The organism is Rhodococcus sp. USK13, from assembly GCF_018343855.1.
Lineage (GTDB): Bacteria > Actinomycetota > Actinomycetes > Mycobacteriales > Mycobacteriaceae > Rhodococcus_F > Rhodococcus_F oxybenzonivorans.
Genome location: NZ_CP069241.1, coordinates 281,526 through 300,103 on the forward strand (window position 1 = coordinate 281,526; position 18,578 = coordinate 300,103).

The 18,578-nt window shown below is 64.3% G+C and carries 18 protein-coding genes and 4 pseudogenes; 9 read left to right on the plus strand and 13 right to left on the minus strand.

What is annotated here, in order from left to right; all coding sequences use genetic code 11:
* Positions 1-57: 57 nt before the first annotated feature.
* Positions 58-207 (minus strand): hypothetical protein, encoded by a 150-nt coding sequence (locus tag JQT59_RS01285; protein ID WP_213571297.1) that lies wholly within the window; start codon positions 205-207, stop codon positions 58-60.
* A 232-nt stretch (positions 208-439) separates the two neighbouring features.
* On the opposite strand from JQT59_RS01285, the pseudogene JQT59_RS01290 reads away from it, so the two are divergent.
* A pseudogene (locus tag JQT59_RS01290) lies at positions 440-1,670 on the plus strand (IS3 family transposase).
* A 477-nt stretch (positions 1,671-2,147) separates the two neighbouring features.
* On the opposite strand, the gene JQT59_RS01295 reads toward JQT59_RS01290, so the two are convergent.
* On the minus strand, positions 2,148-2,285 hold the full coding sequence (locus JQT59_RS01295) for a hypothetical protein (protein ID WP_213571298.1): 138 nt from the start codon (positions 2,283-2,285) through the stop codon (positions 2,148-2,150).
* A 331-nt stretch (positions 2,286-2,616) separates the two neighbouring features.
* On the opposite strand from JQT59_RS01295, the gene JQT59_RS01300 reads away from it, so the two are divergent.
* Positions 2,617-2,922 carry a hypothetical protein gene (locus tag JQT59_RS01300; protein WP_249353672.1) on the plus strand — a complete coding sequence of 102 codons (306 nt, stop codon included), beginning with the start codon at positions 2,617-2,619 and terminating at the stop codon, positions 2,920-2,922.
* Here the strand turns inward: JQT59_RS01300 and JQT59_RS01305 are convergent.
* Together JQT59_RS01305 and JQT59_RS01310 are read right to left on the minus strand one after the other, a co-directional pair.
* Positions 2,865-4,095, minus strand: a pseudogene (locus JQT59_RS01305) (IS3 family transposase). The gene JQT59_RS01300 and the pseudogene JQT59_RS01305 overlap by 58 nt on opposite strands.
* A gap of 192 nt (positions 4,096-4,287) precedes the next feature.
* Positions 4,288-5,307, minus strand: a complete 1,020-nt coding sequence (locus JQT59_RS01310) for an esterase/lipase family protein (RefSeq protein ID WP_213571299.1) — start codon at positions 5,305-5,307, stop codon at positions 4,288-4,290.
* A 370-nt stretch (positions 5,308-5,677) separates the two neighbouring features.
* On the opposite strand from JQT59_RS01310, the gene JQT59_RS01315 reads away from it, so the two are divergent.
* Positions 5,678-6,037 (plus strand): hypothetical protein, encoded by a 360-nt coding sequence (locus JQT59_RS01315; protein WP_213571300.1) that lies wholly within the window; start codon positions 5,678-5,680, stop codon positions 6,035-6,037.
* Positions 6,038-6,140: 103 nt separating this feature from the next.
* On the plus strand, positions 6,141-6,362 hold the full coding sequence (locus JQT59_RS01320; protein ID WP_249353586.1) for a hypothetical protein: 222 nt from the start codon (positions 6,141-6,143) through the stop codon (positions 6,360-6,362).
* A gap of 233 nt (positions 6,363-6,595) precedes the next feature.
* Here JQT59_RS01320 and JQT59_RS01325 read toward each other — a convergent pair whose 3' ends face one another.
* The 7 genes and pseudogenes from JQT59_RS01325 to JQT59_RS01350 form a co-directional block, all read right to left on the minus strand.
* Entirely contained in the window at positions 6,596-7,393 is a 798-nt protein-coding gene (locus tag JQT59_RS01325) for a hypothetical protein (RefSeq protein ID WP_213571301.1), read from the minus strand.
* Entirely contained in the window at positions 7,393-8,967 is a 1,575-nt protein-coding gene (locus JQT59_RS01330; protein ID WP_213571302.1) for a hypothetical protein, read from the minus strand. The genes JQT59_RS01325 and JQT59_RS01330 overlap by 1 nt, the downstream gene beginning before the upstream one ends.
* Complete coding sequence (locus JQT59_RS01335) at positions 8,964-9,302, minus strand: hypothetical protein (protein ID WP_213571303.1); 339 nt, start codon at positions 9,300-9,302, stop codon at positions 8,964-8,966. Before JQT59_RS01335 ends, JQT59_RS01330 begins: the two co-directional genes overlap by 4 nt.
* 240 nt (positions 9,303-9,542) lie before the next feature.
* Positions 9,543-9,674, minus strand: coding sequence for a hypothetical protein (locus JQT59_RS37605; protein ID WP_283253997.1), 132 nt, complete (start codon positions 9,672-9,674; stop codon positions 9,543-9,545).
* A 44-nt stretch (positions 9,675-9,718) separates the two neighbouring features.
* Positions 9,719-9,817 (minus strand): annotated as a pseudogene (locus tag JQT59_RS36590) (helix-turn-helix domain-containing protein); the annotation flags it as partial.
* A pseudogene (locus JQT59_RS01345) lies at positions 9,814-10,920 on the minus strand (tyrosine-type recombinase/integrase). The pseudogenes JQT59_RS01345 and JQT59_RS36590, both read right to left, overlap by 4 nt.
* Positions 10,921-11,034: 114 nt before the next feature.
* Entirely contained in the window at positions 11,035-11,745 is a 711-nt protein-coding gene (locus JQT59_RS01350) for a flavin reductase family protein (protein WP_213571304.1), read from the minus strand.
* Positions 11,746-12,239: 494 nt separating this feature from the next.
* Between JQT59_RS01350 and JQT59_RS01355 the strand changes: the two genes are divergently transcribed.
* From JQT59_RS01355 to JQT59_RS01375, 5 genes are read left to right on the plus strand one after another with little or no spacing between them, the layout of a single operon-like run.
* Positions 12,240-13,274: an ABC transporter substrate-binding protein gene (locus JQT59_RS01355; RefSeq protein WP_213571305.1), complete on the plus strand. Its 1,035-nt coding sequence runs from the start codon at positions 12,240-12,242 to the stop codon at positions 13,272-13,274.
* Between the two features lie 53 nt (positions 13,275-13,327).
* Positions 13,328-13,768 (plus strand): nuclear transport factor 2 family protein, encoded by a 441-nt coding sequence (locus JQT59_RS01360; RefSeq protein ID WP_213571306.1) that lies wholly within the window; start codon positions 13,328-13,330, stop codon positions 13,766-13,768.
* The gene (locus JQT59_RS01365) at positions 13,765-14,127 is read left to right on the plus strand and encodes a YidH family protein (protein WP_213571307.1); all 363 of its coding nucleotides are present in this window, start codon (positions 13,765-13,767) and stop codon (positions 14,125-14,127) included. Before JQT59_RS01360 ends, JQT59_RS01365 begins: the two co-directional genes overlap by 4 nt.
* Before the next feature lies 1 nt (position 14,128).
* Entirely contained in the window at positions 14,129-14,437 is a 309-nt protein-coding gene (locus JQT59_RS38230) for a DUF202 domain-containing protein (protein ID WP_213571308.1), read from the plus strand.
* Positions 14,438-14,467: 30 nt separating this feature from the next.
* Entirely contained in the window at positions 14,468-15,412 is a 945-nt protein-coding gene (locus JQT59_RS01375; RefSeq protein WP_502939689.1) for a formylglycine-generating enzyme family protein, read from the plus strand.
* Between the two features lie 24 nt (positions 15,413-15,436).
* Here JQT59_RS01375 and JQT59_RS01380 read toward each other — a convergent pair whose 3' ends face one another.
* Complete coding sequence (locus JQT59_RS01380; protein WP_213571310.1) at positions 15,437-16,207, minus strand: SDR family NAD(P)-dependent oxidoreductase; 771 nt, start codon at positions 16,205-16,207, stop codon at positions 15,437-15,439.
* Positions 16,208-16,247: 40 nt separating this feature from the next.
* Positions 16,248-18,560, minus strand: coding sequence for an arylsulfatase (locus JQT59_RS01385; RefSeq protein WP_213571311.1), 2,313 nt, complete (start codon positions 18,558-18,560; stop codon positions 16,248-16,250).
* Positions 18,561-18,578 lie beyond the last annotated feature (18 nt).

The window sequence follows — 18,578 nt, forward strand, 5'->3', positions numbered from 1 at the left end:
CTTAAGCGGAGTATTGCGAAATGTCAGTTTCGGTAAGTATCGTCACGGCCGCGAAAATTATTCATCGAATAACGGTAATCCGAAGTTTGCGGCACTGAGTCCTTCCGCGGCCAGGGTGGTCAGGTCGTCGGCGCCCTCGGACCGGGACAACGCGGTCAGCGGGTACAACAGCTGCAGCAGATCGAGGGTCGCGTCCTGATCGGTCAACCTTGTCGCGACGGCGTTCGCCTGTTGCCCGATAACTCCGGGCGCAGTCTCGTTCGCTTTTGCCGGTGAGCATGTTCGCTGCCACCGACGCCAGATAAACCTGCGCTAGCCATTTCAGGTTGACGGCGGCGGCCATCGTCACCAGCGGGGTGAACCAGGTTGGGGGGTTCCCCTCAAGTGTGGACATCGTGAACACTGGGTCGTGAAGGTCCCAGAGGAAGAGATGTCACTGATGGCGATGAAGGCGTACTCGACGGAGTTCAAGGCCGATGCCGTCGCGCTGTATCTGTCCGAGCCGAGCCACACCTTCGATGGCATCGGCAACGACCTGGGCGTCAGCCGCGAGACCCTCCGCAACTGGGTGCGGGCCGAACGCAAACGCACCGGTACCTCCACGGCCCAGCTCCGGGCCGGCGGGGCGGCGCGGTCGGCGTCCCGGGCGGGCGCGGTATCGTCCGAGTCTGTGTTGGACGAAGAAAACAATCAGCTCAAGGCCCAGATCCGGAAGCTCGAGACCGAGCGGGAAATCCTGCGCAAGGCCGCGAAATATTTCGCGGGCGAGACGAATTGGTGAGCCGCTTCCAGTTCGTCGACGACCACTGCGACACCGTCCCGGTGAAGTGGCTGTGCCAGATCCTCGAAGTCTCCCGGTCGGGTTTCTACCGGTGGCGGACCGCTGCGCCGGACCGTGCCGAGCGCGCCCGCGCCGATCAGGAGCTGGCGGCGCGGATCCGCGTCATCCACGCCGACTTCGATGGCACCTACGGTGCCCCGCGCATCACGGCCGAACTGCGCGATGCCGGGATCGAGGTGAACCACAAGCGGGTCGAACGGGTGATGCGCGAGCACGGGATCGTCGGCGTGCACCTGCGCAAACCGGTGCGCACCACCGTCCCCGATCCGGGCGCGGCCGTGGTGCCGGACCTGATCCGGCGGGATTTCACCGCGAGCGCACCGAACACCCGATACGTCGGGGACATCACCTACCTCCCGGTCGGTGACGGTGAATTTCTGTATCTGGCGACGGTGTTGGACCTGAGTTCGCGACGGTTGGCGGGGTGGTCGATCGCCGACCACATGCGTACCGGACTGGTCACCGACGCACTGCGGGCGGCCGCTGCCTGTCGAGGCGCCGTCGGTCTCGATGGGTCAATTTTCCACTCCGACAACGGAGCCCAGATTCATCGGCCGAGTTCGCCGACCTCTGCCGCGAGCTGGGGGTGACCCGGTCGCGGGGTGCGGTCGGAACGTCAGCGGACAACGCGGCCGCCGAATCGCTGAACGCGACGTTGAAACGGGAAACCCTGCAGGGTCGGAAGCGCTGGAACAGTGCGGGTGAGGCTCGCGCCGCCGTCTTCCGTTGGATCACGCGCTACAACACCAGAAGGAGGCACTCCACCCTCGGTCAGATCTGTCCGATCGAGTTCGAGCAGCGATCGGCTACGCTGGCCACCGCCGCATAGGAACTGGTGTCCACACCTCGGGGGGAACGCCCCCGGGTTACTCCCCCGCCGCGCAGACAAAAGCGACAGCGGCTCAATCCTCCGATACCCCTTCCGATAGCCTTTCGGCGCCTCCGGTAGCGCGGACACCGGCGACTGCGTGACCGCGCTCTGTGGCTGTCGAGCTACCTGGGTAGTGCCCCATATCCGGCGCTCGTCACCGTCGCGAGAAGACAGTCTCACGCCCTCGAGCCCCCCAGTTCACCATTTCGAATTCGCCTGCACGGTGCGACCAGCTCCCCGCTGCGGCGGACGCCGGGTCGAGTGACGCTGCCCCTGCTCTCGCGCGAAACGATTTGAACGCTCGCCCATCGGATCGACTCCGAAGAGTCCTACCACCTGCACGACGGAGTCGATCGACGACTCGGGCGTCGCCGAAGAGTCACATGCCGTCTCAACCACTCCGCGCAACTCCCGGAATCGGCCGGGCCTGACAACTCAGTGTGAGCGGCGCTTCTGACGTAGCTTGGTGACCAATTCCCGGGCCTTGCGCTGGTTCTCCGGCTTGGACGCCTCACGTTTGACGACCTGGATGGCCTTGATCGCGGCACCGCTCTTGAAGGCCTTGTCGAGCATTCCCAAAGGGCACCTTCCGTTGTTTCGCTACTGCACAATTCGATACCTAAACAGTACCGGGGCGATCGGCGAGTGGGCGACCAGTCGGAGCCTCTGCGAATCGGAGGAGCCTTCGTGTCGTGAGGGGCACACAAGGCCGGAACACGCTGGGGGGGCTCCCGACAGGGGTACCCACGCCCCGCGGAGCTCCGACACGAACCAGGTCCCTCGGCTACTGCCGCGGCACCCACAGTGCGGCGGTCATTGTTGCGTCAACAGCAACGGCCCCCTCCAGACCTAGGGCCGCGACCAGGACCGACGTGAGGACGACTCGGGACTACGAACCTTCTTGGTGCGAGCACCCATCGGAATGGACCCGCCGACCACCTCCCGGGGGTGGCTGGTCGCCGCGCTGGTGCACACCTGCGAATCCGCCGACCGCCCCACGGTGCGTAACGATCTGATGCGCACCTGGGTTCCAGAGCCCGGAAGCGGCTACCGCACTCACGACGGACGACGCCGTGCAACCTGGGCGCAATTACCCGCCCGGTTCGACCTCGTCGAGGTGGGGCGTTCCCCCCGAGGTGTGGACACCAGTTCCTATGCGGCGGTGGCCAGCGTAGCCGATCGCTGCTCGAACTCGATCGGACAGATCTGACCGAGGGTGGAGTGCCTCCTTCTGGTGTTGTAGCGCGTGATCCAACGGAAGACGGCGGCGCGAGCCTCACCCGCACTGTTCCAGCGCTTCCGACCCTGCAGGGTTTCCCGTTTCAACGTCGCGTTCAGCGATTCGGCGGCCGCGTTGTCCGCTGACGTTCCGACCGCACCCCGCGACCGGGTCACCCCCAGCTCGCGGCAGAGGTCGGCGAACTCGGCCGATGAATCTGGGCTCCGTTGTCGGAGTGGAAAATTGACCCATCGAGACCGACGGCGCCTCGACAGGCAGCGGCCGCCCGCAGTGCGTCGGTGACCAGTCCGGTACGCATGTGGTCGGCGATCGACCACCCCGCCAACCGTCGCGAACTCAGGTCCAACACCGTCGCCAGATACAGAAATTCACCGTCACCGACCGGGAGGTAGGTGATGTCCCCGACGTATCGGGTGTTCGGTGCGCTCGCGGTGAAATCCCGCCGGATCAGGTCCGGCACCACGGCCGCGCCCGGATCGGGGACGGTGGTGCGCACCGGTTTGCGCAGGTGCACGCCGACGATCCCGTGCTCGCGCATCACCCGTTCGACCCGCTTGTGGTTCACCTCGATCCCGGCATCGCGCAGTTCGGCCGTGATGCGCGGGGCACCGTAGGTGCCATCGAAGTCGGCGTGGATGACGCGGATCCGCGCCGCCAGCTCCTGATCGGCGCGGGCGCGCTCGGCACGGTCCGGCGCAGCGGTCCGCCACCGGTAGAAACCCGACCGGGAGACTTCGAGGATCTGGCACAGCCACTTCACCGGGACGGTGTCGCAGTGGTCGTCGACGAACTGGAAGCGGCTCACCAATTCGTCTCGCCCGCGAAATATTTCGCGGCCTTGCGCAGGATTTCCCGCTCGGTCTCGAGCTTCCGGATCTGGGCCTTGAGCTGATTGTTTTCTTCGTCCAACACAGACTCGGACGATACCGCGCCCGCCCGGGACGCCGACCGCGCCGCCCCGCCGGCCCGGAGCTGGGCCGTGGAGGTACCGGTGCGTTTGCGTTCGGCCCGCACCCAGTTGCGGAGGGTCTCGCGGCTGACGCCCAGGTCGTTGCCGATGCCATCGAAGGTGTGGCTCGGCTCGGACAGATACAGCGCGACGGCATCGGCCTTGAACTCCGTCGAGTACGCCTTCATCGCCATCAGTGACATCTCTTCCTCTGGGACCTTCACGACCCAGTGTTCACGATGTCCACACTTGAGGGGGGAAGGCCCGTGGCCCCATAGCCGGCGCAAACCCTCGGTGTGGCGTGATGCGCCTACCGTCATTCCCACCCGCACGACACCCATGTTCTCCCATCCCGTTGCGCCACAGCGGGTTCCGTATCGGCTCGGTCAGAAGTTCTCGGTCAGGATCATGTCGAGTATCCCGGTGCCCGCGGGGACCACGGTGCAGGGTGGTGTCACCGCCGTTGCGGGATCGAGCAGGCCCATCACGAGTTGGAGGGTGTACTCGTCGTAGGGCATCCGGAAATGGCCCGACTGGTTGAGCGGGCAGAGGTCTTGAATCATCAGGTTCGTCGCCGACCGGTCGCGCAGCGCGATATTGGTCGCCGGTTGGATGACCTCGTCGATGCGGGAGCCGATCGTCGTGTACCGGGTTCCCGGGACGGTGTCTCCCCCACCGTTGAGGTCGTCGAGGAGCGGTGAGCCCTGAGCCTGCTGCACCAACGCGGGTGAGACCAATTCCGGGGGCAGCGCCGCGACCGCCCACGCCATGCCGCCGGGGGTCTGCTCGAGGACCGGAACGAGACCGAACATGGTGCCCCCATAGGTCGGTGAGGCGAGGCCGATCCAGTGCCCGGTCGCCGCTGCTCCGCCGAGCCGGTTGAGGTAATAGCGGGCCACCGTCGCGCCCTGCGAGTAGCCGACGATGTCGACTTCACGTGCCCCGGTCGCGCCGCGGACCTGCGCCACGAACTGCGCCAGCTGGCCGGCGCTGACCGTGATGTCCTCGGTTCCGTAGCTCTCGCCCCCGGGTTCGCCGCCGTAGTTCAGCGCGAACACGCAGTGACCCGATGCCGCCAGTCGCGGACCGAGCGCCGCCCAGTCCGAGTACGCGTTCGAGTCCGTGCCGTGCACGAGCACCACCGGCCTCGGGTGCGCGCCCGTGGGGGTGCAGGTGAAGTCGTTGACTCCGGGCGGCACCGATCCCGGGTGTTGCCGGGCGTACCGGGCGGCATCGGGATGCGCACTTTGGGCTGGACCGACGCGGTCCGGGATCTGCCACACCGAGCTCACCCCGGGTATATCCGGAACCTCCTCCGCCGCCGCGAGCGGCACCGAAAGGATACTCGCGACCCACCCCACACCCACTGCTGCGGCAACCCACCTGATCCGTCGACGTGCCTGCATGCTGCCGCTCCTGCCGCCCCTACATCCACAGCCCGATGATTCGTGCCGACACCACCACCAGAGCATTCCGGATACCGGGCAGCCCCGGTGACAGTGTGGAATACGTTGGACGCAAACGCCATTCGGTCAATCGTCCAGTTGTACTGGAACGCAGGCCCTCCGGCCGCCACCCGCACGGTACGAGCACTGACGCTTCGGACGAGATCGATATGAGATGTGGATCACTACCACCCAGTACTGTGATGGAGGACACAGATTCTTGTTCGGAGATGCCCTACCCTACTTATAAACACGCCATTACGACTTCCCCGGCAATCGGGACAAAAATGAGTCGGAAAACGCGCACCGGCTCGAGGAAGTGCAGGTCGCCATGACCACCGAACCGCTGGTCCGCCATACCGTCGACACAAGCGGGGTCATCGCCGACTACGCCAGCCGACCGCTCTGCGACGTCGTCGCGGCGATGCTCTCCTTCGACCTCGGGGACGGATACGTCGACTTCGACGCCGTCGACCGGATCCGAGAAGGCAAATTCGACGAGTGGGTCCTCGCCGCCACTCGGTCCGGCCTTTTCCTCCCGCATGAGATCGCGGCACTGACACGGTCGTGGCACACCGATCCCCGGTCGCTGTTCGAGGCGCTCCTCACCGACTCCGACGACGTGACTCGCAAGCGCTACGAGATCGTCTGGGACTCGCTCGCCGAGGCCGACTCGCTCGAGTACGCCTAACGGTTCCCTATGACGGTGAGGCAACGGCTGACAGCCGCCACACGCCTCCCCGACAATCATCAACACCATGCTCGAGGTGCACGGAAAGAGGGGTCGACGCCCGATGACGAACCCGACCGTTCGGGAGCAGTTGCTGCACGACGTGCAGGACCGCACCACCGATTTGCGCCGATGGTTGGACACGAACAACAACAGTGAAACGCTGATGGCCCACCTCCACGACGAGCCGGTCGATCGAGGATGGCTGCGCACCTATCAGCGCCTGGGTCGCGACCTCATGTCAGCGGTCGGAAACGCGCAGGACCAGTTGCCGCGACGTCGCTGAACAGTTCGAACGGATACCGGACACGTGTAGCTTCCGCAGCCAGAGCAACGGCGCCCATTTCCGTGATGGCGAATCAGGAAAGTCGATCCGCAGCACTGTTGGGTGGATCGAGGTGACGTCACCGTCGGGATACCTGCCGTTTCCGGCAGTTCACCTGCCCTGCCGGACCCACCCGCGCCTCCTGATAGCGACGTCCGCGGAACCACCCGCGGAAACGGCACGTCACCCCGGGATCAAATCCAGTCGATGTGGACCGAATCGATGTGGTCGAAGTGGAATCCGAACTGGTCGCTGTACCTGTCGAAGCCCTTGTTCTCGGGGTAATCGAGGGTGGCGTGCCGCTCCAATAGAGCGACGACCCGGGCATGATCATCATTGGCCAGGGCGGCGGCCAGTTCGCGGGACTCCTCGGCACTGAACGGGGTGTCGGAGTTCGCGAAGTCCAGGGTGCGGACCCGGTAGTCGTAGCCCTCGTCGGCGCCGTTGCGGACCATCACACCGCCCTTGACCCGGATCACCGCGGTCTTCGGGGTTCCGTCCGGGCGCAGCACCCCGGCACGGGCCATGATGTCCTGCGCCTTCACATTCTTGAGTTTTTTGCTGGCGTCGGCCCGTAACTCGTTCGTCTCCCCCGACCGGTACCGGGACACCGCGGAGCGGGACCGCCCGATCTTCTGTGCGACGGCATCGAGACCACCCAATCGTTCGATCGCCGCCCGCCGTTGTGCTCGCTCGAGAACATCCGCATGCGGGATGCGGCCCTGTTGCGCCCACCGGCGCAACGTGCGGTCCGACGGTGGGGTGCGGCCGGCGTCGATCGCCGCCTGCCGCAGACCCTCGTTGCCCAATTCCTGGCGCAACTGTCTGACCGAGACCTTGCTGGTCAGTCCGGCCAGTCCCCCGGTTTTGACTTGCTTCGACTTCTCGACACCGCTGGTCGCGGCGGTGGCGACGGAGACTTTGAGGCCGTCGAGGCCGACCGCCTGCTGCGCCGGCTTCTTCGTGCGCGGCCTCGGCAGATGCAGGGCCATCAAAGCACCCCGTTCTCTTCGTCGGCGTCCTCGTCGTCGGCGTCGTGGTCGTTGTCGGTGAGGGCGGCCTTGATCGCGAGGTTCACCTCGTGCACGTCCGCAGCCGACGCCAGTGCGCCGCGGAGGGTGTCGGTGAGGAGGGTGTCTTTTTCGACCGTCATCTTCCCCAGCGCCTGACTCGGGTCGGCAATGTTCTCACCACCGGGGAGGAGGTAGACCCAGGAGTCGGTGACGGTGCGGACCGGCCACCGATGGTGTTCGCGGGCGATCCGCATCGCGACGCGGCGGCCGCGCCACCGGCAGTGCGCGATGATCGCCGCGCGCCAGAGCGGTTGGTGGTGGTGTTGCATCTGTTTGGCGGTCCACATGTCCGGGTTGACCATCCGCCCGATGTACCCCTTGTAGCAGGACCCGAGAAACCCCTTCATCGCCGCATCCCGGGTGTCCACCGAAACCTTGCGGGCCTCGCGCAGGATCTTCGCCCACTTGTCCAGCACGCGCCCCTGCTGCGGGTACACCCAGGCCTCGGTGATGTCGAGGTCGTCGAGATCGGCACCGATACCACCATCAGCGATCGGCTCCCGAAGGGCATCGAGGCTGACCGAGGTGACCCAGGTCTGCACCGGCTGATCCGCAAGCATATGGGGGTGCGGCAGCGGTAGTTTCTCGGGCAGCGACAAGGTTTGCCCGGCCGGGAGGGTGATCCGCCACAACCCGAACGGGGTGCCCTTGTCCCCCACCGCCGCGGCAGCGGCCTTGTCACCAGTGAAATGTGTGGGTTGGCCGTAGCCGAGTTCGAGCATCCCGGCCGAGGCCAAATAGGCGGCGCGTTGATCGATCGACACCAACCGGTCCGCACCCTCCAAATCCTCGGTGTCGGGGACCCGGGTCCACCCGGCCGCGGGTTCGAGGTCCCCGCGCGGCGGGCCGTCGAGCGGCGGGACCGCGCCCGCGGTGGTGACCACGATCCCTTTACCGCTGCGGGTGCGTTCCCGTTTAATTTTGTCGACGATCGCGGCGCCGGTGCGGGCCGGTGTCGGCCCGGGAAGCACCCCGAGATGCTGCGCGCACCACGCCAGCCGGCGCCCGAGTTCCCGGGCGGCCGGGAGGTCGTCGTCCGGGAGATACGTTCCGGCGGTCGGTGAGCCGAGGACACCCATATCGCCGACCCGGTTGTGCCAGCCGAAGTCCTTGTTCCAATAGGTCCACACATACGGTTCGATCACCACATCGACCATCGAGGTGAACTTCCCGATCGTGCGGGACAGGTGCACCACATGCCCGGGTTCGCCGCGCAGCTCCCACGGCGAGGTCGGGACATCGCCGGCTTCGGCTTCGGCTTCGGCTTCGGCTTCGGCTTCGGCTTCGGCTTCGGCGCCATCACACTGCTCGAACGATGTCCGGTATGCCGTACCGGCTGACTCCGAGCCCACCCGCTCGGCTGCCACGACGACACCGGCATCGACGGAGGCAACGTCGTCGTCGGGGAGTGCGTCATCGGTGGGAGCGGCCGATGTCGTCCGGGTGGTCTCGGGCAGTGCGAACAGGGGTATCTGCTCCCACGGACTGCTCATGACTCCTGCTCGATGATCCGGCCGTCATGATCTGCCGGAGGGACACGGTAGCGGTCGAAGAACTCCTGCAGGGCCACGTCCACGACATTGGTCACCGTGGATTGACGCTCCTTCACCAGCCAGGTCAACCGGGCCTCCGTCGACGCCAGGACCCGGGTATTGAGCGGAACCTTCGCCGGACCTTTCCGCGGCTCCAGCTTCGCCGTCAACTCCGGACTCGGTGTTTCCGCATCGGAGGAGGCTTTCGCACCCTGTCCGCGCATCCCCGACTCCGCGGCGCCACGCCCGGCCCCGGTCCGGCGGCGGGCGCCGCCGGCAGTTCCTACCTTCGCCATCTCCACCCACTCGTCTTCCGCGTACCGCCTGTGAACTTGCCGCGGAGATCACCCTACCCAGTACATGGCGAATTGCCGGTATTTTCGCTGGCATGTTTGCGCGCAAATGTGCGCCAAGACGGTGACCGGGTGCAACCCTCCCGCCGAGGGTATCGACGCAACTGGTCCCGGCCCGGCCCGACATACTGCTCGGACCTGCCTGCACCGGAAGCCGCCGGGACCCGACAACCGTCGGATTCGCTACTCCACCAGCGTGATCGGCACACCGGGCGTGAGAAACACATGGTGCCGGGCGCCGTCATGAGTGAGGGACATCGCCACTCCCAGAGTGTGTCCCTCGGTAAACCGTGCGAGCAGCTCGCGGCGCGGCATCGACTTGTCCGCCTCCCAAGTTTATCGGCTGGTGACCCAGCGGCCCGAGCGCGTAGATGCGGGATTAGGCCGGTGCTGTTGTGCCAGCCGCGACCGGCCATGAGCTCCGCCAGACGCCAGGTGTAGTCCACGTCGCGCTTCATGATGTCTCACTTCCCGAACCGCCGAGAGCGTTGTTGAGTGTCGAATCGAACGCGCGTCGCAGAGTGTGAGTGCGGTAGTCGCTCGACACGCAGGTGTAGAGGGCAGTGGTCGAGGCGTGTTCATGGCCCACCTGTTGCTGCACGAACAGCGCGTCCATGCCGGCTTCGATCAGGTGGGTGACGTAGAAGCGTCGCAGCGAGTGAAAATCAAGACCTGGGGCCAGGTTCAGGTCCTCGCAGTAGCGGCGGAACCGGCGTAACAGGGCGGTTTCGGACGCGAGGGAGCCCCGCTCGCTGGCGAAAAGGTCCATGCCGTCACCTAGATGAGGATGGCCCCGTTCGAGCCCCTCGGCGACGATTTCTACCGACCAGTCGAAGACATTCAACACGCTGCGGCGTTTGGGGGGCGATCCACGCATGGCCTTGCCGAATCGCACATGGAGGACCCCGTACTTGCCGAACTCAGCGGCATGGGGGTTGCGGTCGAAGTCCACCGTCTGCAAGTGGCGGACCTCGTTGCGGCGTAGGCCCTACCCGTAGGCGACCTTGAGCATCACTGAAGTCCCGGAAGGCGGGCAGCCATCCCTTGCGGTCCGATGCCGCGATGCGGGCGACCTCGTCGTCCGCGCGATCGAACAAGTCCTGCAACTCGCGGCGGGTGAAGGCCCGCTTTCCCGGATCGGACTCAAATCCTGGACATGACGGGCGGTGTTCCACTCGAAACACACCTGCGACGGGTGGGTACCGAAAAATTTGTCGCACAACGTATCCCAGCCGTACTCGGGGGTGCTCACATAGGAGCAGAAGGCCCGCAGTGCGTCCTGGTAGTTGCGCATCGTGGACTACTTCGCCCGCCGCTCCGATCGCAGATCCCCGAAGAACTCATCGACATGCGCCGGCGTCCAGCACCACGGGTACTCGTTGGTGTACTCGAAGAAACGTCGGACCAGCCGCTCACGCTGCTCGATCGTCGAGTGCTGGAGATTGCGGCTGAGCTGCTGGTTCCGCCACCCGGTGAGCATCTCCGCCAGCACCTGATCCTCGGGGTGCAGGTACGAGATGGTGAGAAGCCCGAGTACCCGACCCACGTTGTCCACCGCCACGGAGCACCTCCGAATGCCGCGAGCATTTGATGCACGAATCATGCAACAAATGCAAAATCGTGACACCGCAGTGGTCCGGCTGAGTAAGTGCCTGGCCGCCCGCCCACGAACAGGCTAGAGGTCGAGTATCAGTCGATCCGACTTGCAGCCGGACACGCAAACGATCATCGTCTCGCCCTGCGCTTTTTCATCGTCGGTCAGGAAATCATCTCGATGGTCGGGGGTGCCGCCGAGCACTCGCGTCTCGCATGTACCGCAGATGCCTTGTTCGCACGAACTGGGCACTGTCACCCCAGCCGATCGCAACGCGTTTAGGACCGACTGGTTATCGCTGACCCTTGCCGCAACTCCCGAACGGGCGGCCACAACATCGAAGTGGTTCGCGTAATCGTTGTCGTCGGCATTAGCGCGAAACCGATCGATGTGCACACCCGAGAGGCCTGGCAGATAGTCTGCGTAGGCGGATTCGATCTCGTCAAGCATGCGCGCTGGACCGCACGCATAGACACCGCTTTGCGCGGGAGACGTCGCGGCGATCCGCTCGAACGGCATGCGAGCACAGCCCCGAGGGTAGAGATGGACTCGGTCCGGATACCGCCGGCGCAGCTCATCTCCGAAGGTCATGGCCGACGGGTCGCTGTCGCCGTAATGCAGCTGCCAGTCCACTCCGCGATGATCTACTCCGTCGATCATCGGAACAATCGGTGCGATCCCGATGTCGCCGGCGATGAACACGTAGTGCGCGGCAGGCATCAGTTCGAATGAATTGCGCGGCCCACGCATCCGAAGGCGGTCGCCGACGCGAATGTCGTCGTGAATCGACAACGACTCCCCGCGCGAGGATTGCCCCCGTTTCACCGCAATCGTGTAATGCGACAGGTTCGACGGATCACCGCACAGCGAGTACTGCCGACACATACCCTCTCGAATCTCGAGTTCGACGTGGGCTCCCGGTATCCAGGCCGGTAGCGGCCGGTCTTCGCTGTCGGCCACATCGAGTGCAACCGCACCAGGCGTTGGACGCGACTTAGCCCTCACGATCACGTGTCGTTCACACGAATCCACCATTGCGCGCTTTACCTTCACACCCATCCAGCCTCGGACCTGTAACTACACTGAGACTATAGTTCTGTGGATCGACGCAACAGGCTTTCGCTCAATGCCCGTCGCGAGGAGATGATGACGTCGCAGCTGGTGAGCGTTTTTGTCAATCAGCAGCGCGTTTCTGCCGCGACCTAGTGTCCGTAATCACTATTATTGTTGACTCGTCACGGCTACTTACTTAACATCAAGTACACCTCGACACGGAAAGGCCTCCCATGAAGGCACGCAAACTCTCAGCAGCTGTCGCACTCGTAGCCGCCCTGGCATTGGTGACTGCCTGCGGCGGTGAGGGGACTGGGTCCGCCATGAACGAAGAAGGGCTGATCCAGGTGAAGATCGGCCGTGCACCGGCTTTTCCGCAGTTACCGCTGTTCGTCGCCGAACAAAAGGGCTTCTTCACCGCGGGTGGCATCGAGCCGGAATTCCTGAGCCTGGGCTCAGGCCCGGAGCAGACTGCAGCACAGGTCTCGGGTGATCTCAACATCGTTGACAACGTGGCCGGCAACCTACTGCCGATAATCGACAAAGGCGTCGATCTTAAAGCGTTCTCTGTCACCACGAAAGCGTCGCAGTTCGACATCGTCGTCGACGCAGACTATCCGTTGACTGCGAAGCAGGGTGACTGGCAAGCGGTCATGCAGGAGCTTCGAGGCGCAAACGTGGGGGTGATCGCCAAAGGTACGGGCGCGGAGGACGTCGCCCGTACGTTGTTCAAGGAAGCGGGCGTTGACCCAGAACAGCAGACCTACATCGCCACGGGTCTGCCGTCCACCACCATTGCCGCGCTGGAGAACAACCAGATCGACATGGCGATCACAATCGAGCCGGGCATCGCGCAAGCCGTCGAAAGCGGGATCGCAGTCACACCGTTCTCGGTCCGCGCCGGTGAAGCTCCCGACAGCTTGAAGTGGCCAGGGGTCGTTGGAACAGTGACCTCCGAGTTCGCCGACCAAAACCCAGAGGTGCTGCAGCGATACGTCGACGTCATGGAAACAACCCTCGAGTGGATCCGGGACCCCGCGAACCGGGATGAGGTCATTTCACTGATGCAGTCCACGCTGTCCGTTCCTGCAACCACCTCCGAGCTGTTGTACGAGTCCAACCTGGACGACTTCGCCGACCATGTCGCGCTGACCGACGATGACGTGGAGTCGTTGGGTGTCGCGGCGTCTTGGGTGCATGCCAACGGCAAGATCGCGAAGGACTACAGCGGCGAGAACTTCACGGTGCGCGTCGAACAGCCTGAATAGGTCCGCCAAAGCGACGAAAACGTCCCACGACAATCAACACGATAGGCAAAGGTATGAGCACACCCGACCCCGACGAAATCCGAGCCCTTGTGCAGGGTGTATTCGAGGCCTGGAGCAGCAACGACCCAGACACGGTGGCCGCACGCTTCCACGCCGACGCAGTCTTCTTCGATAGCGTCAACGGACGGTTCGACGGCAGGGACGCCATCCGAACGTTCTACGCCGGCAGTCTCAACGCCTGGGACGAGCAACGTAGCCGTGCCACTCGGATCTGGGTGGACGGCGACACCGCAGCGTGCACGTGGACGATGACCGGGCTCATGAGGACCGACAAGTTCGGTGAGGAGCTCGCAGGCCGACGGGCCCGCATCGATGGAATGGCATGGATTCGCTTCCGAGACGGCCTGGTGATCCACGACGAAGAGTACTTCGACCGCCGTGCACCCCTGGCGTCACTCGAGGGCGAGGGCTATCTCACGCACGCACGGGCATGACCGATACCGATCAGCGGTGGCCTCGCTGGATCTACCGTGACAGCGAGGAACCGGACTACCGGTTCACGTTCGCCAACGAACGTACCTTTCTCGCATGGATCCGCACAGCACTGGCGCTTATCGCCTCTGGCGTCGCTGTCGATGCGCTCGATCTCGGCCTCACCACGTACGCACAGCGTGCTTTGTCAGCAACGCTCATGTTCCTCGGCGTGGTCAGCGCGGTCTCGGCGTGGACGCGATGGGCTCGCGCCGAACATGCGCTCCGCCGCCATCGGCCGCTGCCTTCCTCTTGGGCCGCCGCACTGTTGGCCATCACGACCGTCGTCCTCGGGATCGCCATATTGGTAATCGCCCGCTGAGATGACGGACAGTGGACAGGAGTGGGATCCCGGGCTAGCGATACAGCGGACATCGCTCGCATGGCATCGCACCGCACTCGCCATCATGGCCGGTGGCGCAATAATGGCGCGGTTGCGCATGCATGAGCTCGGGGTACTTGCGCTCGCGCCCTTACTGATCGGGCTTACCCTCGGCGGGTGGACGCTCGTCGAGGGCCGTGGGGGCGTGAATAGGCGCATGGGTCGACGCGGACGTACGTCCATTCTACTGACCGCTGCCGTCGTACTTTTGGCTCTCTGTGAGGGGTGGGTGCTGGTCGCCGGCGGTTGAGCGCGCCATATACGCCACCCAGAAACTGCTATGAAAGGCCATTCGGTGACCGCTGACAACTCGGCCAACACGGTGTCCCCGTGTTGTGCACCGCGCGCGGCCGGTCGCATGCCTTCGGCACGCGTCGGGCTCACGGAAACCCATCGTGGCCCGCCAGGACGCCTTCACACGGACCTGATCGACCTACCCGGTGGGACGTTTCTCATGGGCTCGGACGACCCGGAGGCTTATCCGGCCGACCGGGAGGGACCGCCGCGGCTGATTCAGGTTGCCCCGTTCACGCTTGCCAGGACCGCGGTGACAAACCGTGAGTTCGCGGCGTTCGTAGAGGCAACAGGACACCGAACGGACGCTGAGACCGCCGGGTGGTCGTTCGTGTTTCATCTGCTGTTGCATCCGGACGCACGGCACGCAGTCATGGATGCTTGGGTTCCCGGTACGCCGTGGTGGCTCGCGGTGCGCGGGGCGACCTGGTCGGCACCGGACGGTCCAGGATCGTCCATCGAGGATCGACTCGATCATCCCGTCGTACATGTCTCCGTGCGCGATGCCGAGGCATTCTGCCGGTGGGCGGGGGTGCGCTTACCCTCCGAGTCGGAGTGGGAGTACGCCGCCCGCGGTGGATTGGACGGCGCGAAGTACCCATGGGGTAACGAGTTGCATCCTGAAGGGCGACACATGTGCAACATCTGGCACGGCAAGTTCCCGCAGGAACATTCCCCTAGCGATCCGTACACGGGTACGGCGCCCGTTACCGCATTCCCACCCAACGGTTTCGGGTTGCATAATCTCGTGGGGAACGTGTGGGAGATCTGCGCCGATTCTTGGGACGCAGACGTGACCAGCGAGCGCGTCATCCGTGGCGGGTCCTACCTGTGCCACGCGTCTTACTGCACCCGCTATCGCGTTTCCGCACGGACGCGAACGACATTCGATTCAAGCACTGGAAACACTGGGTTCCGCGTGGCTCGCTGAACCCAGCGTTCACCTGGCATAGCGTCAGTAGTGCGCAGTGCCGCCGTCAACGGAGATGTTCTGGCCGGTTATACCGGAGGCCGCCGCGCTCGCTAAGAAAACTGCGACGGCGGATACCTCTTCCGGAGTCACTGGTCGCCCAACAGCCGCTTCCCGGCTGTATTTCGCGATCACTTCGTCGACTCCGGACATGCCCTGTCCCTTGCCCGCCCGGTCGTTCACCTGGTCGGTCACGACCAGGCCAGGGCAGATGGAGTTGACGGTGATGCCGCTGGTGCCCACTTCGTGCGCCACCGAACGCACCAGTGCATTGATCGCCGCCTTGTTGGCCGCGTATCCGCCTATTCCCGGAAGTCCCCGTTTACCCTCTACGGACGACATGCACAAGATTCGACCGGACTCTTGGGGAAGCATATGGCGCAGGGATTGTCGGATTCCTCGGAAGGTGTGAGTGATGTTCATGTCGAGCTCGAACTGCCACTCGTCGTCGTCCATTTTGGAGATGTGACTCGACTTTCCCACTCCCCCGGCATTGAGGACCGTGACGTCCAGATGCCCGTGCCAGCCGTGTGCTTCGTCGATCAACCGGTCGAGGTCCTCGCGTCGAGTGACGTCCGTCGCGACGAAGCGGGCATGGTCGCCGGCTCCGAGTTCCGCCAACACCTTCTCTCCCGACTCCTCACTGCGACTGCCGATGACGACATGCGCTCCTTCGTTCAAATACGCCTGCGCGATTGCTCGACCGATCCCGGCCGAACCACCCGTGATCACCGCAACGCGGTCTTGCAGCAACATGTCTTCTCCTGAGTTGTTGTCGTTCGCGCCAGGACCGCCGTCATTCGAGAGCGAGTCCGATCCTGATCGCTTCTTCGAGCAGATTGGCCGGAGCATCGGGGGCAAGCGGGCCCGGATCGTAGCGAACCCCGCGCAGTAGGCCGGTGAAGGGGAACGATCCGTGTCGCCGGAATACGTCCCAGTCGACGGGAGATCTCGTGTCGCGGCCGACGTCGATCCCGTTGAACGGAAGGAAGCCGCCGAACTGGCGGACTCCATCGAGCCGTGCACGTTCGCTGCCGTCAACGACAAGTGACACGTTCCAGATGCGGCCGCCGGGTGCGGTGATGTCCAGCACTATCTCGGCACCGGCCCGCACTTCTGCGTCGATGCACCGAGTGTCACCACAATTGTTGTGCACGAAAACGACCCGGTTGTTCTCGACGTACAGTATGTAGCCGGACTCTTGGCCGCCGTGCGCGACGAGTACGCCTTCGTCCCCGGGACGCAGATCCAAGTCGGGGATTATCCGGAACGACCTACCCGCGATGAACCGTCCCGAGCGCCAACGTTCGAGGGTTGGCGTACCACGCTGAATCCACAACGGTTCGGAATACACTTCCTCGCCGTCCGGCCGGTACAAATATTTGACGCGGGCGCCCTCGTCGAGCGGAAAAACTTGGTTTTCCCAGGCTTCCTGCTCCCACAGGTCCACCAGCGCGGCAAGTCTCTCGGGTTCGGCTTCGGCGAGGTCGTTGACCTGCGTGGGATCCTCTGCGATGTTGTAAAGCTGCCATTTGTCTTCCGAGAAGGGCGTCAGTGCCGGATGTACGGTCAACGCCTCCCAGCCGTCATCGTAGATGGCGCGGTTGCCCATGCACTCGTAGTGCTGTCGGGTGTGTCCCGAGGTCCGCTCGGGGTCCTCGATGATCTTGCGCAGGCTGCGTCCGTGCATCGGGTCCGCATCCATGCCGTGCCGAGAAGTGCTGGGGTTTAGTCCGATCCAGTCGATCAGGGTCGGCAGGATGTCGGTCACGTGGGAGTACTGCCACCGCACGGGTTCCTCGCGCGGTGTCAGACGCTGCGGCCACGACATCACGAGAGGAACCTGATGACCACCGGCGACGGTCGAGACCTTGTACAGACGGAAAGGGGTGTTGCATGCCATCGCCCATCCGCGCGGATAGTGGGGCCAGGTGGTAGGACCCCCGATTTCGTCGATGCGGTCGAGCGACTCACGAATCACGGCGTCGTCGACTTCACGAGTTTGGCTTCCGCCGTCACGGAAATACGCCGTCGTGCCGCTGGCCTTGCCTTCGCGGGAAGCTCCGTTATCGCTGGTAAAGACGATGACAGTGTTGTCGAGTTCGCCGAGATCCTGCAGAACGGCGCGCAGCCGACCGACGCTCTCGTCGACGGACTGGACCATCGCGGCGTACACCTCCATGTATCGGGGGTACAGCGCCTTTTCGTCATCGGTCAGCGAATCCCATGCTTTGACGTCCTCGCCGATTTCGTGATTGCGCGGCGGCAGCACCGTCTCGGGCGGCACGATCCCGAGTTCCTTCTGGCGAGCGAAGCGGAGGCCCCGTAGTTCGTCCCAGCCGGCGTCGTACTTGCCGCGGTGCGCGGCGATGTCCTCCTTCTTTGCATGCAGAGGAGCGTGCACCGCACCGTGCGAGTAGTACAGGAAGAACGGCTTGTCCGGGTTCGCCATTTTGGTTTCACGGATCATGCGCACAGCTCGGTCCGTCAGGTCATCCGTGAGGTAATACCCCTCCGGGAATTCCTCGGTCTGAACGACGCTGTTGCCCTCGTAGAGACGGTGGGGATGATGGAAGTTGGTGAGCGCTTCGAGAAATCCGTAGTACTGGTCGAAGCCGCGCTGCAGCGGCCAGGAATGCCGGCTACCGGCTTCCGACATGTCCTGCTCTTTCGTAAGATGCCACTTGCCGACCATGAACGTCGAATAGCCATTGTCGCGCAGCACTTCTGCCATCGTCGGCTGGTTGTCGGGCAGCTCGGACGCATAACCCGGGAATCCGGGATCGACATGGGCGACGAAGCCGACCCCGGCGGCATGGGCGTTCCGGCCCGTCATAAGAGCTGCACGGGTCGGAGAGCACATGGGCGTGCTGTGAAAATTGGCGAACCGCACGCCGCGTTGCGCGACCGCGTCGATGTTGGGTGTCGAAATCTCGGACCCGTAACACCCGATGTCGGAGAAGCCGAGATCGTCGACCAGTATCACCACGATGTTCGGCGCCCCTTTCGGCGCGGTCGGCCGCTTCGGCCACCATGGCATGGACGACGCGAACGTGCGCCCGACCGACCCCTGGAATCCCTGGTAGGCGGAAGTGTCGTGATCAGGCATGCGTGTGGTACCTCCAGT